This window comes from Tenacibaculum bernardetii, assembly GCF_029125915.1.
GTDB classification, from domain to species: Bacteria; Bacteroidota; Bacteroidia; order Flavobacteriales; family Flavobacteriaceae; genus Polaribacter; species Polaribacter bernardetii.
In genome coordinates this window covers 195,917-209,989 of sequence record NZ_JAQJCU010000005.1, presented here as the reverse complement: position 1 = coordinate 209,989, position 14,073 = coordinate 195,917, and the positions used below count along the sequence as shown (strand labels likewise).

Genomic DNA, 14,073 nt, shown 5'->3' with positions numbered 1-14,073 from the left:
TCAGACTGTGCAGGAAATGAAACAGTTTATGTACAGGAAATCACGATTGAAGATACAGCTGCACCAGTTTTCGTAGAGAATTTACCAGAAAACACAACGGTAAGTTGTGATGCTATTCCGACTGCAACAGTTTTAACCGCAACTGATAATTGTAGTGCATCAGAAGATTTAGTAGTTAATTATTCAGAAGCGTTTACAGGACAAGATGACGATTGCGCATCAGAATATCTAATTACAAGAACTTGGAAAGTATCAGACTGTGCAGGAAATGAAACAGTTTATGTACAGGAAATCACGATTGAAGATAATGAGGCACCGGAATTAGTTACAGAATTAAATGACATTGATATAGAGTGTGATGCGATCCCAGAAGTTCCAACTTTAGAGTTTACAGATAATTGTTCAGACACAGTAACGCAAATAAACTTTAATGAAGAGAATACTTTTGACGGAACTGATAATGACTACAAAGTTATAAGAACCTGGACGGTTAGTGATGTATGTGGAAATGTTGCTGATTTTACGCAAACTATAAGTGTAACTGTAAAAACAACTGCAACTCAAATCGCCGATTCAAAATGTATTGATGACGGTGAGATTGATTTAAATGATTATTTAACCGATAATATAGAAACAGATGGTGAATGGGAGGTTACAACAGGAGATGTATCGTTATCTTCAGATGCAACTTTCGATCCTTCAAATATAGCATTGGGTGATTATGTATTTACATATACAGCTTCTGGTAATGGTTGTTTGGTATCAAGAGTAGTTACTATAAATATTAATGATGATTGTATTGTTTTACCATGTGGTCAAGAAGATGTTGTAATATCAAAAGCAGTAACACCAAACGGTGATTCTTGGAATGAATTTTTTGAAGTAAAAGGAGTTGATGCCTGTGGATTTATAGTTAATGTAAAAATATTCAACCGATGGGGAGCAAGAGTTTTTAAATCTAATAACTACGCTAATAATTGGAGTGGTATTTCAGATGGCTCAACTCTTGGTGGCGCAAAAAGACTACCAGCAGGTACATATTATTATATTGTAGTATTAGAAAATAGTGGGTTAAAACCAATTACTGGAGCAATTTATTTAGGAACCAAATAACATATAGCGATGAAACAGAATTACAAACTATATACAATTATTGTATTATTTTTTACAGTGGCTTTTAATACTGAAGCACAACAATTACCTCAATTTACTCAATATATGTATAATACCATATCTGTTAACCCTGCATATGCAGGTAGCAGACAGGTTTTTAGTGTTGTTGGTTTGCATAGAAGTCAGTGGGCAGGTTTTGGTAATGGTCCAGAAACACAAACAATTTCTATTCATTCACCACTTAAAAATGATAAAATAGGTGTAGGAATATCATTTATAAATGATAAGTTAGGGTATGAGAAGTTTACTTACTTATACGGAGATGTGTCTTACACAATTAATCTGAATGATCAAGTAAGATTAGCTTTTGGGTTAAAAGCAGGATTTACGCAGTATAATTTAGATGATGAATTAATAACGGCTGAAGGTTTAGATCCAGGGATTAGTGGTATTAGAAATCGATGGGAACCAAATATAGGAGCCGGAATGTTTATGCATACCGATAAATGGTATGTCGGATTTTCAGCACCAAGATTATTAAATATAGATCATAATGATTTAACTATAGGAGGTATAAATTATGGTGTTGTAGATAAAGTAAGTTATTATTTAACTGGTGGATATGTTTTTGATCTAAGCACCAACGTAAAGTTTAAACCAGCAACTTTAATTAAAGCGACTAATGGAGCTCCTTTATCATACGATATAACTGCAAATTTTCTTTTTAATGAAAAATTTTGGCTAGGAGGATCTTACCGTTTTAACGAGTATACAGCAGCATTAGGTGCTTTGGTGGATTTTCAGGTATCTAAGCAATTTAGAATTGGCTATGCTTACGAACATCCTTTATCAGATATTAGTCAATATTCAAACGGTACTCATGAGATATTATTAATGTTTGAGCTGAATAAGAAATCATATAGAGCAAAATCTCCAAGATATTTTTAAAACATATAACTATGAAAACAACAATTACATTTTTACTAGTATTATTTTTATCAATAGAAGCTTTTTCTCAACAAAAAGTAGCCGATGAATTTTATAAAAATTATTCATATATAAAAGCGGCTGAGTTTTACAGAAAAGCTATCGATAAAGGAGATAACGGAGTTGAAATATTTACAAGATTAGCAGATTGTTTTTATAATAATTCAAATTCTAAGCAAGCGGCATATTGGTATAGTTTAGCAGCACAACGTAAAGAAGGTTTAGATAATAGAAGTATTTTTAAATATGCGCAATCTCTTAGAAGTGTTGGTGAATATGAAAAAGCTGAAGTTTGGTTAAAAAAATTACCAGACAGTATATCTAGAATAGCGAATGTAGATTATAACAAACTAAAAATTTTAAATAAAGATTCTGTACAAGTAACCAACTTACATATAAACACAAAACATTCAGATTTTGGTTCTTTTGTACACGGTAATAAATTGTATTTTTCTTCTGCTAAAAATGAAAAAGGAGAGATTTATGAGTGGAATAATCAACCATATTTAGATGTTTATCAAGCAAGAATAACAAAAAAAGAAAACGAACATGTTATAGAAGATATTGCGCCTATAATATCTACAAAAATAAATACAGCCTTTCATGAATCAAGTATTACAATAACAAACGATGGAAAAACATTATATTTTACTAGAAATAACTTAAATGTTAAAAATAAATTAGAATATGATAAAGAAGGAACATCGCAGTTAAAAATATATAAGGCATCATTAATTGATGGTGTTTGGTCGAATATTAAGGAATTATCAATTAATGATAAAGTACATTCAAATGGTCATCCAGCATTAAGTCCTGATGAAAAAACACTTTATTTTGTTTCAAATAGACCAGGAGGTTATGGTGAAACAGATATTTATAAAGTTGCAATTTTAGGTGATGGATCGTTAGGTAAGCCAGAAAATTTAGGAGCAAAAATTAATACAGTAGGAAAAGAAATGTTTCCTTTTGTAGCTAAAGACTACACATTGTATTTTTCTTCAGATGGTTATAAAAATTTAGGATTATTAGATATTTATAAAACAGAATTGTTTAAAAATAACATATCAGAAGTAATAAATATAGGAGCTCCTTTTAACAGTGGTTATGATGATTTTGCTTTTTTTTATAATAAAGATGGTAAAACAGGGTATTTCTCTTCTAATAGGTCTCAAGGAAAAGGAAAAGATGATATTTATGCTTTTAAAACACTTACGTGTTTTCAAAATATAAAAGGTAAAACGTATGACGATAGAACTAAAGAAATATTACCAAATACTTTGGTTGAATTGATAAATAAAGACGGAGAAGTAGTACAGCGATTTGTAACACAAGAAGACGCTACATATAGTTTTGAAGTAGATTGTGAAAAAGAGTTTACAATAAGGGCCACAAAATTAGATTATAAAGATGATTTTAAAAATGTAAAAAGCACTGAAGTTAGAGGAAAAGAAGTATTACAAGACTTGTATTTAACACCGTTAATAGTAGACAATGAAATTGTAATAAACCCTATATTTTTTGATTTTAATAAATCTGATATCAGGCCTGATGCAGCTTATGAGTTAGAGTTTGTTGTAAAAGTATTAAACAATCATCCAAAAATGGTTATAAAAATAGAAGCACATACAGATAGTAGAGGTAGTGATAGATATAATGAAGTATTATCTGATAAACGCGCAAAAGCAGCAAGAGATCATATTATTTCGCGAGCCATTACTTCTAATAGAATACAAAGCGCTATTGGTTACGGAGAAAAAAAGATAGTTAATAAATGTAAAAATGGCGTAACTTGTACAGAAGAGGAACATCAAGAGAACAGACGCTCGAAGTTTATCATATTAAACAACTTTAAATAAAAAAAATAATCCCTAAGTTTAAAAATTAAAACTTAGGGATTATTAATTAATATACAAACAAATTATTTTTTCACGAAAATGTTAGTAAAATACCATTTTCCATCAGTATTTTTCTCTGCGGTAACCTCAAAGTGTGTATAATCGCCTTCTATATTTTTTTTGTGACTTTCACTATCTAGCCAGGCTTTTACTACAGATTCAGCATAACAGTATCCATAAGCAACATTTTCACCTACACCTTTTGCATCAGTATTTTGAATTAAAAAATTCATGCGTTTTTGAAAAAATTTATGTGAAATCTCATTATTATCTACCATATAATTAGTATGGTCAGTAGTTTGACTTTTAATAATCTTTAATTTACTTAAAAGAGAGTAACCATTTAAAACTCTGTAGTCATTAATTAGGTTTAAAATATCTAATTCAATTGGTTTTTCGACAAAAGAGATAGGTATTTCAGAATTGTTTTCTAATTGTTCGATTTCATTGTTTGAAGTACATGATGTTAAAAAAAGTGCACAAAACACTATTAATAACTTTAGGGGGTTGTTATTCATTTCTCAGGGGGGTTAGAGGGTTAATAAATACTTCTCTAAATTAATTAAAATTATTGAAAACTAAAAGTTAAATATCTGATTATAAGTATAAAGGGTGTTTTTCCTGAGTTGAGTAGGCTGTTATGTTAAATATTCTTATTCGTAAAAAAATGAATAATCTTGTTTTCTAATTAAAGGTCTAAAGAAAAATTTAATGAAGGTGTTTTTGGTTCAGACATTTAGAAGTATAATAATTTTTATATTATCTAATGTAAAACTATAGTGATAAGTTAATTGAAGTAAAAGTTACTTAAGAATAATTAGTAAATAAGTGTATGAGTGATGTAGAATGTTCGGAAGAAGAACATTCAGAAAACAGAGGTTCGAAGTTCATCATATTAAACAACTTTAAATAAAAAAAATAATCCCTAAGTTTAAAAATTAAAACTTAGGGATTAATAATTAATATACAAACAAATTATTTTTTCACGAAAATGTTAGTAAAATACCATTTTCCATCAGTATTTTTCTCTGCGGTAACCTCAAAGTGTGTATAATCGCCTTCTATATTTTTTTTGTGACCATCGCTCTTTAACCATGCGTTAACTACAGATTCGGCAGAAGAATATCCATAAGCAACATTTTCACCAACACTTGTAGCATTGGTATTTTTGTTTAAAAAATCTTTACGTTGATAAAAAAGATCATGAGAGATCTTATCATTATCTATCATATAATTAGTATGACTACTTGTTTGGGTTTTAATTACTTCTAACTTATTTAAAAGTGAGTAACCATTTGCAACCCTATAATCATTAACAAGGTTTAAGATATTTAATTCGATAGTTTTTTCAGTAAAAGTGATAGCTGTTTCAGAATTGTTTTCAGCTAGTTCGATTTCGTTGTTTGAAGAACAAGAAGTTATAATTAGTGAACATAACACTATTAATAACCTTAGGGGGTGGTTATACATTACTTAGGGGGTTTAGGGGTTTAATATAAACACTGCAAATGTACACTAAATCAATAAAAATAAAAATTTAAATTACTGATTATGAGTGTAAAGGGTGTTTTTCCTATGTTAAATAGCTTGTCTTATAAAGTCTTCGTATTCATAAAAAAATAATTCAAATTGATTCATTTTTTCTACATAAAACTCAAAACAATCTCTCCAAGTATCTTTATTGTGTATGCTAAATTTTTTATCAAAAGGAACATATATACGACGGATAATTTTTCGATTATCTAATTCGAAATTATCGTGATAAATTACTTCTGGTAAATATTCTGTTTCTAAAATGGTTTTTAACGATAATAATTGATCGTATAATAACTCGTTAGCAACTTCATCTAAATGTTCAAAATCTAAACAAACAGACGCTTTTTTTCGATCTGCCTGAAATTTAAAAACAAATCCTTTTATTTTAGTGTTGTATAACAGCCATTTTCTTGGGAATGATTTTCCGAAGCTTGTCCAAAATTCTTTACGTAATTGTGCTGATTCTTCTTTACTAAACATTACCCGTGTATTTTAGCGCTATTACCGCGATTTCTCATCATTTCAGCTTCAAAAGCAACCAAAGTTTCCCATTTTTCATCAACAATTTTTCTGTCTTGATATTTACGCGCAAAACCTAAAAAAACAGTATAATGATTGGCTTCAGAAATCATTAATTCTTTGTAGAACTTAGCCAACTCTTCATCTTCCATATTTTCAGAAAAAACTTTAAAACGCTCACAGCTTCTTGCTTCAATTAAAGCGGCAATTAATAAGCGTTGTACAAGTGCGTTGGTTCTGTCTTTTGTTTTTGTAAAGAATTTTTGTAGTTGAATAGCATAATCGTTTTTTTGCTCTCTTCCTAAAACCATTCCGCGTTTTACCATAAAATCATGAACCATTTTAAAATGTTCCATTTCTTCAATAGCAATTTCACTCATACTTTGTACAAGTTCGGTTTCTTCAGAATAATTTATAATTATAGAAACAGCGTTTGAAGCCGCTTTTTGCTCTAAAAAAGCATGATCTGTTAATATTTGCTGTAAGTTATCTTTAGCAATATCAGCCCAAGAGGTTTTAGTTTCGAATTGTAATCCTAACATAATCTAAATTCATTTTTCGTTTGCAAAACTAACGATTATTAAATTTAAGAAAGTATTAGTACTCTTTTTTTTACTTAAAATAAGTACTGTTTTATTATTTAGGTATTTGATTATTAAAAAAGGAATAGAAATATATAAAAATGTTAACTTTGAGGGATTTCAAAAATATTTTGCTATGAAAAAAAATATAAAACTAATTATTTTAGTTTTACTGGTGTTTATTGGTAATGCTTGTAAGAAAAACACAAATAAAGAAAGCGATGTAAACGCTTACAATGAGTATGTTACTGTTTTTCCAGAAAAACTAATTTCTGTTACTCCAAAACTCGATTTTCTTTTAAAAAAGCATATAAAAGATGCCAGGGTTACTAATGATTTAATTACAATTACACCAAATATTAAAGGATCGGTAACATTAAATAATAATGTGGTTTCCTTTGTGCCGAATGAAAAATTAGAAAGCAATAAAGAATATAAAATAACACTTCATTTATCAAAGTTATATGATGATATTGATGTTGCTTTAAAAGATTTTAGCGTCGAAGTAAAAACAAAAGAGTTGTTTTTTAATGTGGCTTTACAATCGCCAACAGTATATAGTAAAGATTGGTATTTTGTAGAAGGAGTTTTAACGGCAAGTGATGTTGTTGAAAAAGAAAAATTATCAGAAATAGTAAAGATAAATTATAAAGGGAGCAAAGCAAAAGTAAAGTTTCAAACCTTCGAGAAATTAGCTTCTAAAGTATATTTTAAAATAGATAGTTTACAACGATTTGTTAAAGATGAAAACTTAAAAGTATCTTGGATTGGTGATGCTATAAAATCTACTTCAAAAGGAGAGCGAGAGATAACAATTACAGGAAAAAATAATTTTAAAGTTTTAAATGTAGAAGTAGCCAATACCGATAAACAACGAATAGAAATTAGTTTTTCTGACCCAATAAAAAAATCACAAGATTTAAAAGGTTTAATTCAGTTTGCAGATACTCAAAAAAGAAAATTCACCTATAAAATCACCAACAATATAGTAACTATTTATCCGCAATCATCTTTTAAGGATAAGGTAAATATCGAAATATTTAAAGGAATAAAAAATGCCGAAAACTATGTTTTAAAAAAATCATATAATAAAACATTACATTTTCAGCAATTAAAACCTTCGGTAAGCTTTATTAAAAGCGGAACGATATTGCCAAATTCAAAAAATCTTAAAATTAATTTTAATGCAGTTAATTTAAAAGCTATTGATGTAACAGTATTTAAAATATATAAGGAAAATGTATTGCAGTTTTTGCAAAACAATAATTTAGGTAACCAAGGTAATTTGCGCTATGTTGGGCGTCCTAAAGCTAAATACACGGTAAATCTTACTAATCAGGGAGTGGATTTAACTAAAGAAAACGCTTTTGCGATAGATTTGGCTGAAGTTTTAACAATTGAAGACGGAGCAATGTATCGAGTTGATTTTTCTTTCAACCAAAAATATTCTAATTATTCATGTGATGAAACTACTAATAATAGTACAATAGTTTATGGTAAAAAAGAAATAGATACCAAACAGTACGACAATCCTAATTACTATAATAACGACTATTATAGTTATCGATGGAATGAAAGAGATAATCCATGCTCAACTTCTTACTATTATAATAAAAATAAAAGCACCAATATTTTAGCTACAAATTTAGGAGCAATTGTAAAAAAAGGGAATAACAACACAACTTTTATTGCGGTAACTAATTTAGTAACAACCGAAGCGGTTTCTGATGCTAACGTAACGCTATATAATTTACAACAACAACCTATTGTAAATGTAAAAACAGATAAAGATGGAATTGCTAATTTCGAAGGAATTAAAAATGCTTTTTTTGCCGTAGTTATCAAAGATAAAAACACAACTTACATTAAATTGAATGATGGAAACGCACTTTCTATGAGTAAGTTTGATGTTTCTGGAACAAAATTACAAAAAGGAATTAAAGGATATATTTATGGCGAACGTGGTGTTTGGAGACCAGGCGATCAATTATTTTTAACTTTTGTGTTGAATGATAATGCGAATCCGATACCAGAAAACCACCCTATTAAATTTGAGTTGTTAAATCCGCAGGGAAAAATTATAGAAAGAAAAGTACTTTTTAAGAATACGAATAATGTGTATGCATATGCTCCAAAAACGAATCAAGATGCAATTACCGGAAATTGGAAATTAAGAGTAAGCGTTGGTGGCGCCGTTTTTAATAAAACACTTAAAATAGAAACAATAAAACCAAACCGTTTAAAGATAAAATTAAAAACAGCAGCAGACTTTATAAAAGCCGATACACCAATTGAAGGAGATGTGGATGTAAAGTGGTTACACGGAGCAATTGCTAGAGATTTGAAATTAGACATTAATGGGAAATTTACGCAATCGAAAACAGAATTTTCAAAATTCAAAAACTATAATTTTGATGATGTTACGCGTAGGTTTGGTACAGAAGAATTTAAAGTATTAAAAGGAACTTTAAATAACGAAGGAAAAACAAGTTTCTCTGTAAAACCAAGGTTAGATAAAAAAGCTCCTGGAATGCTAAAAGCTAGTTTCATAACCAAAGTTTATGAAAATGGTGGCGATTTTAGTACCGATGTTTTTTCTAAAAAAGTATCTCCATATAAAACTTATGTAGGGTTATTAAATGCAGCTGAACAACAATCTAAAAATTATTTGTTTACAGATGAGAAATACACGTTTAATGTAGCAACAGTTACTGAAAACGGAGTAGGAGTAGCAAATGATTTAGAAGTAAAAGTATATAAATTATCATGGCGTTGGTGGTGGAGTACAGCCGATAACGGACTTTCTAATTACGATGGTACGCGCCATCATCAAACGTATAAAACACTACAAGTAAAAACAAACGCTAGTGGTAAAGGTTCGTTCGATTTAAAAATAAGTGAAAATGATTGGGGACGTTACCTTATAAAAGTAACCGATAAGAAAAGTAAACACATTACTTCTAATATTGCTTATTTCGATTGGCCATCTTGGTACGGAAAGAAAAAAGGAAGTCAAGATAAAACGAATGCCACGATGTTGGTTTTTACTACAGATAAAGAATCGTATGAAGTAAATGAAACAGCTACGGTAAAATTCCCTTCTTCTGAAGGAGCAAGAGCTTTAATTACAATTGAAAACGGAACCGAAGTATTAAATCACTTTTGGGTAACAACAACAGCAAAACAAACGGAATTTAAATTCCCAGTACTGGCCAATTATACACCCAACGTATTTGTAAATATTTCGTTATTACAAAAACACAGTCAAACAGCAAACGATTTACCAATTCGTATGTATGGTTCTATACCCATGTTGGTAAACGATCCTGCAACGAAATTAGCACCTGAAATTCAGTTAGCAGACGAGTTAAGACCTGAATCAATCGCTAATATTAAAGTAAAAGAGAAAAACGGAAAAGCAATGACCTATACAATTGCTTTGGTTGATGATGGATTGTTAGATTTAACACGTTTTAAAACTCCTAATCCTTGGAACACCTTTTATGCACGTCAGTCATTAGGTGTAAAAACGTGGGATGTTTTTGATGATGTAATTGGCGCCTATGGCGGAAAAGTAAACCAAATATTAAGTATTGGTGGTGATGAAGCCGAAGCTGGAAGTAAAAATAAAAAAGCCAATCGTTTTAAACCGATGGTAACCTATTTAGGACCGTTTAACTTAGCAAAAGGAGCTACAAAAGAGCACGAAATTAAAATACCTAAATATGTAGGTTCGGTACGTGCGATGGTCGTTGCTACAGATGCTAAAAATGACGCGTACGGAAGTGATGAAAAAACAGCTTTTGTTCGTAAACCCGTAATGATTTTAGCATCATTACCACGTAAAATTACACCACAAGAAACCGTAACTTTACCTGTAACTGTTTTTGCAATGTTACCTTCTGTAAAAAAGGTGAAAATTACAGTGCAACCTAACGAATCGTTTACAATTGTAGGTGATAAGACTCAAACTTTATCATTCAATGAACCAGATGAAAAGATGGCGTATTTTACATTAAAAGTAAATAATTTTAAAGGAATAGGAAAAGTAAAGATAGATGCCGTTTCTGGTCGCGAAAAAGCATCCTACGAAGTAGAAATAGATGTTTTAAATCCGAATCCTGTAACCACAGAAGTAAAAGATTTAGTGTTAAAATCAAACGAAAAAAAGGAGCTTAATTTTACCACCTTTGGCACAAAAGGTACTAATACAGCAAGTATCGAATTATCTACATTACCTCCAATGAATTTTACCAAACGTATGGAATATTTAATTCAATATCCACATGGTTGTGTAGAGCAAACTACTTCTAGTGCTTTTCCACAGTTATATTTAGCAGAAATTTTTGAATTATCCGAAGAAAAAAAACAAGATATAGAGCGAAATATAAAAGCTACAATTCAGCGTTTATCTGATTTTCAGGTATCAAGCGGCGGATTGTCGTATTGGCAAGGAAACGGTAGTGCAAACAGTTGGGGAACTTCATATGCAGGTCATTTTATGATTGAAGCAGCTAAAAAAGGATATGCTTTACCAATAGGGTTTAAATCGAAATGGATAGGTTACCAAAAACAACAAGCACGTAATTGGCGAAATAATTCAACCTATTATAACAATGCCTTATCACAAGCATATAGATTGTATACATTAAGTTTGGCAAACAGTGCCGATATTGCTTCAATGAATCGTTTACGAGAAACAAAAGGAATTTCTAATGAAGCAAAAATGCGATTGGCAAGTGCCTATGCATTAATTGGTAAACAGTCGATAGCCAAAGGAATTTTGAATGGTTTAACAGCGAATGATTATAATAAAAGACGCTATTCTAATTACGGATCTGAAACTCGTAATAAAGCCATGGCATTAGCTACTTATACATTGTTAAAAGAGGAAACAAAAGCTATTAAATTGGCAAAAAAAATCGCTGAAACTTTATCTAGCAATAAATGGATGAGTACACAAACAACTGCTTATAGTTTATTAGCGATGAGTAAATATGCGCTTCAAAATGGAGGAAGTACAGGGGTTAATGCGAGTTATACTTTAAATGAAAACTCAAAAAATATTGAAATATCAAAAGCATTGTATGCTGAGGATATTGAAGATATTAATAAAGAAAACACTTTTAAAGTAACGAATAAAAATAGCGGAGTACTTTATGTACGTATTTTTAATAAAGGAATTTTACCTGTCGGAGAAGAAAAAGTATTTCAGAATAATTTAGAAACAACAATTATTTATAAAACAAAGGATGGTAATCGTATAAGGCCTGATAATTTATCGCAAGGAAAAAATTTTGTAGCAGAAGTTACAGTGAAAAATACTACGAATGATAACGTAGAAAACGTAGCATTAACACAGTTTATTCCTTCAGGTTGGGAAATTATAAATACTCGTTTTACTGACTTCGGAAACAACACAACATCCTCTCAAGTAGATTTTACAGATATTCGTGATGCTAGTATTAGTAACTATTTTACACTTAAAAAGTATGAGAGTAAAACGTTTAGAGTGCTGTTAAATGCATCGTATTTAGGAACCTATTATTTACCAGGCGTGCAAGTAGAGGCTATGTATGATAATGATTATATAGCCAGAACAAAAGGCGAATGGATTAAAGTAGTGAAGTAGAGATTATATATAATTTGAGAAATGAAACAGATAGAGCATAGAAGTATAATTAAGGCTTCTATACAAATTAAAATACTCAAAATATGAAAGAAAAAGAGCCATCAGAATTCACCGCTAAAGAATTCTTAGAAGCAGGTAAGAAGTTAAAATATAATTTAATAATCAATGCTGCACTTATTGGTTTTTTAATAGGTATAATAATTTATAGCGTAATAAAAAATAGCGTAGGTTTTTTAATGTTAATTCCGTTATTCTTAGCTTATAAATTAATTAAGAATTCCCAGAAAAATAAAAAATAATTGAACACAGATAAAAACGAAACATCAAGTTTTACAGTTTGTAAAGAATGCCAAGGATTAGGTAAAAAAAACAAAAGAATACGTAAAAATGTAAAACTTCGTTATCAAGCAGCATCAGCTGCTTATGAAAAAACAGATAAGCAAGGAGCTGCGCCTGTTCGACCTAAGGCTGTGCAATATTCTTGTTTAAAATGTAAAGGCTCAGGATTATTAGAAGCCGATAAATACCCTATAGCGGATACAGAAAATTATCCTCACTTAGCTATAATTGGCGGAGGTATTGGAGGTGTAGCTCTTGCTGTGGCGTGTTTACATCGTCAAATTCCGTTTACACTTTATGAACGTGATGATAGTTTTAATTCGAGATCACAAGGTTACGGGCTCACATTGCAACAAGCAAGTAATGCAATTAAAGGCTTGGGTATTTTTAAGTTGAATGAAGGAGTTGTTTCAACAAAGCATGTAGTTCACAATTCAGAAGGAAAAGTAATCGGAGAATGGGGTATGAGAAAGTGGATGAATTCTGATGCTAAAACTTCCCAGAAACGAACAAATGTACATATCGCACGACAATCTTTACGGCTCCAATTATTAGAGCAATTAGGAGATCATAAATCTGTAAAATGGGGACATCAATTAATTAATTTTAATGATTCTGATAATGAATTTATTGAATTGAACTTTCAGGTTGATGGAAAAATAAAAAAAGCAAAGGCAGATTTAGTAGTTGGTGCTGACGGAATTCGTAGTTCGGTTCGTAAGCTTTTAATAGGTGATGATATTACGCCGCTGCGTTACTTAGGTTGTATTGTAATATTAGGTATTTGTCCTTTAAAAGATATTAAGAATATTGATAGCTCTTTGTTAGATTCTGCTACTGTATTTCAAACAGTGAATGGTAATGAACGAATTTATATGATGCCATTTACATCAGATGCTATTATGTGGCAACTTAGTTTTCCGATGTCAGAAGAAGCTGCAAAACAATTAAGCAAAAAAGGACCCAAAGCACTTAAAGAAGAAGCTTGTCGCAGAACTCCGTGGCACAATCCTATTCCACAAATTTTAGAAGCTACTGATGAAAATAATATTTCGGGATATCCGGTGTATGATAGAGAATTATTAAAACCAGATTTATTATCCGAAGAAAAAAAAGTAACACTAATTGGTGATGCAGCACATCCTATGAGTCCGTTTAAAGGACAAGGAGCGAATCAGGCTTTATTAGATGCCTTGGCATTGGCTAGAGGAATATCTAAAGGATGTAGGCCTTTATCAGAATGGAGAAAAATTGGAATTAGAGAAAGCGTATTAACAGCTTTTGAAACAGAAATGTTGGCGCGTAGTGCACCAAAAGTAAAAGGGTCTGCAGAGGCTGTAAAATTTTTACATTCAGATGCTGTACTTCAAGAAGCAAATGAACCGAGAGGTCGTCCTTTAAATAGAAAGTAACACAAGTATTATTGTGATTAAAGAGGTTTTTAGTTTTTGAGTTAAAAGTAATCCTCACT

General features: G+C 30.5%; 10 protein-coding genes. 6 read left to right on the top strand and 4 right to left on the bottom strand.

Going from position 1 to position 14,073, the window contains the following annotated elements; genetic code table 11:
• The 3 genes from P2G10_RS06220 to P2G10_RS06210 all read left to right on the top strand — a co-directional run.
• A partial coding sequence (locus tag P2G10_RS06220) for a T9SS type B sorting domain-containing protein (RefSeq protein ID WP_275315697.1) occupies positions 1-1,113 on the top strand: 1,113 nt, incomplete at its 5' end.
• Between the two features lie 9 nt (positions 1,114-1,122).
• Complete coding sequence (locus P2G10_RS06215) at positions 1,123-2,061, top strand: PorP/SprF family type IX secretion system membrane protein (protein WP_275315696.1); 939 nt, start codon at positions 1,123-1,125, stop codon at positions 2,059-2,061.
• An 11-nt stretch (positions 2,062-2,072) separates the two neighbouring features.
• Complete coding sequence (locus P2G10_RS06210) at positions 2,073-3,956, top strand: OmpA family protein (RefSeq protein ID WP_275315694.1); 1,884 nt, start codon at positions 2,073-2,075, stop codon at positions 3,954-3,956.
• A 62-nt stretch (positions 3,957-4,018) separates the two neighbouring features.
• On the opposite strand, the gene P2G10_RS06205 is transcribed toward P2G10_RS06210, so the two are convergent.
• The 4 genes from P2G10_RS06205 to P2G10_RS06190 all read right to left on the bottom strand — a co-directional run bounded on the left by P2G10_RS06205 (position 4,019) and on the right by P2G10_RS06190 (position 6,592).
• Positions 4,019-4,513 carry a CAP domain-containing protein gene (locus P2G10_RS06205; RefSeq protein ID WP_275315692.1) on the bottom strand — a complete coding sequence of 165 codons (495 nt, stop codon included), beginning with the start codon at positions 4,511-4,513 and terminating at the stop codon, positions 4,019-4,021.
• A 457-nt stretch (positions 4,514-4,970) separates the two neighbouring features.
• Positions 4,971-5,465 carry a CAP domain-containing protein gene (locus tag P2G10_RS06200; RefSeq protein ID WP_275315690.1) on the bottom strand — a complete coding sequence of 165 codons (495 nt, stop codon included), beginning with the start codon at positions 5,463-5,465 and terminating at the stop codon, positions 4,971-4,973.
• 108 nt (positions 5,466-5,573) lie between these two features.
• On the bottom strand, positions 5,574-6,011 hold the full coding sequence (locus P2G10_RS06195; RefSeq protein WP_275315689.1) for a DUF4268 domain-containing protein: 438 nt from the start codon (positions 6,009-6,011) through the stop codon (positions 5,574-5,576).
• Positions 6,011-6,592: a MiaE family protein gene (locus P2G10_RS06190; protein WP_275315687.1), complete on the bottom strand. Its 582-nt coding sequence runs from the start codon at positions 6,590-6,592 to the stop codon at positions 6,011-6,013. Before P2G10_RS06190 ends, P2G10_RS06195 begins: the two co-directional genes overlap by 1 nt.
• Positions 6,593-6,767: 175 nt before the next feature.
• On the opposite strand from P2G10_RS06190, the gene P2G10_RS06185 reads away from it, so the two are divergent.
• The 3 genes from P2G10_RS06185 to P2G10_RS06175 all read left to right on the top strand — a co-directional run bounded on the left by P2G10_RS06185 (position 6,768) and on the right by P2G10_RS06175 (position 14,014).
• The gene (locus tag P2G10_RS06185; RefSeq protein WP_275315686.1) at positions 6,768-12,263 is read left to right on the top strand and encodes an alpha-2-macroglobulin family protein; all 5,496 of its coding nucleotides are present in this window, start codon (positions 6,768-6,770) and stop codon (positions 12,261-12,263) included.
• Positions 12,264-12,346: 83 nt separating this feature from the next.
• A complete protein-coding gene (locus P2G10_RS06180; protein ID WP_275315685.1) occupies positions 12,347-12,562 on the top strand; it encodes an FUSC family protein in 216 nt (71 codons plus the stop codon).
• Positions 12,563-14,014 carry an FAD-dependent monooxygenase gene (locus tag P2G10_RS06175; protein WP_275315684.1) on the top strand — a complete coding sequence of 484 codons (1,452 nt, stop codon included), beginning with the start codon at positions 12,563-12,565 and terminating at the stop codon, positions 14,012-14,014.
• Positions 14,015-14,073: the final 59 nt, after the last annotated feature.

Bases quoted from the DNA above. Each gene is read 5' to 3' on its own strand.
- P2G10_RS06215 (WP_275315696.1), top strand. From the start codon at position 1,123: ATGAAACAGAATTACAAACTATATACAATTATTGTATTATTTTTTACA.
- P2G10_RS06195 (WP_275315689.1), bottom strand. From the start codon at position 6,011: ATGTTTAGTAAAGAAGAATCAGCACAATTACGTAAAGAATTTTGGACA.
- P2G10_RS06190 (WP_275315687.1), bottom strand. From the start codon at position 6,592: ATGTTAGGATTACAATTCGAAACTAAAACCTCTTGGGCTGATATTGCT.
- P2G10_RS06180 (WP_275315685.1), top strand. From the start codon at position 12,347: ATGAAAGAAAAAGAGCCATCAGAATTCACCGCTAAAGAATTCTTAGAA.
- P2G10_RS06210 (WP_275315694.1), top strand. From the start codon at position 2,073: ATGAAAACAACAATTACATTTTTACTAGTATTATTTTTATCAATAGAA.
- P2G10_RS06205 (WP_275315692.1), bottom strand. From the start codon at position 4,513: ATGAATAACAACCCCCTAAAGTTATTAATAGTGTTTTGTGCACTTTTT.
- P2G10_RS06185 (WP_275315686.1), top strand. From the start codon at position 6,768: ATGAAAAAAAATATAAAACTAATTATTTTAGTTTTACTGGTGTTTATT.
- P2G10_RS06200 (WP_275315690.1), bottom strand. From the start codon at position 5,465: ATGTATAACCACCCCCTAAGGTTATTAATAGTGTTATGTTCACTAATT.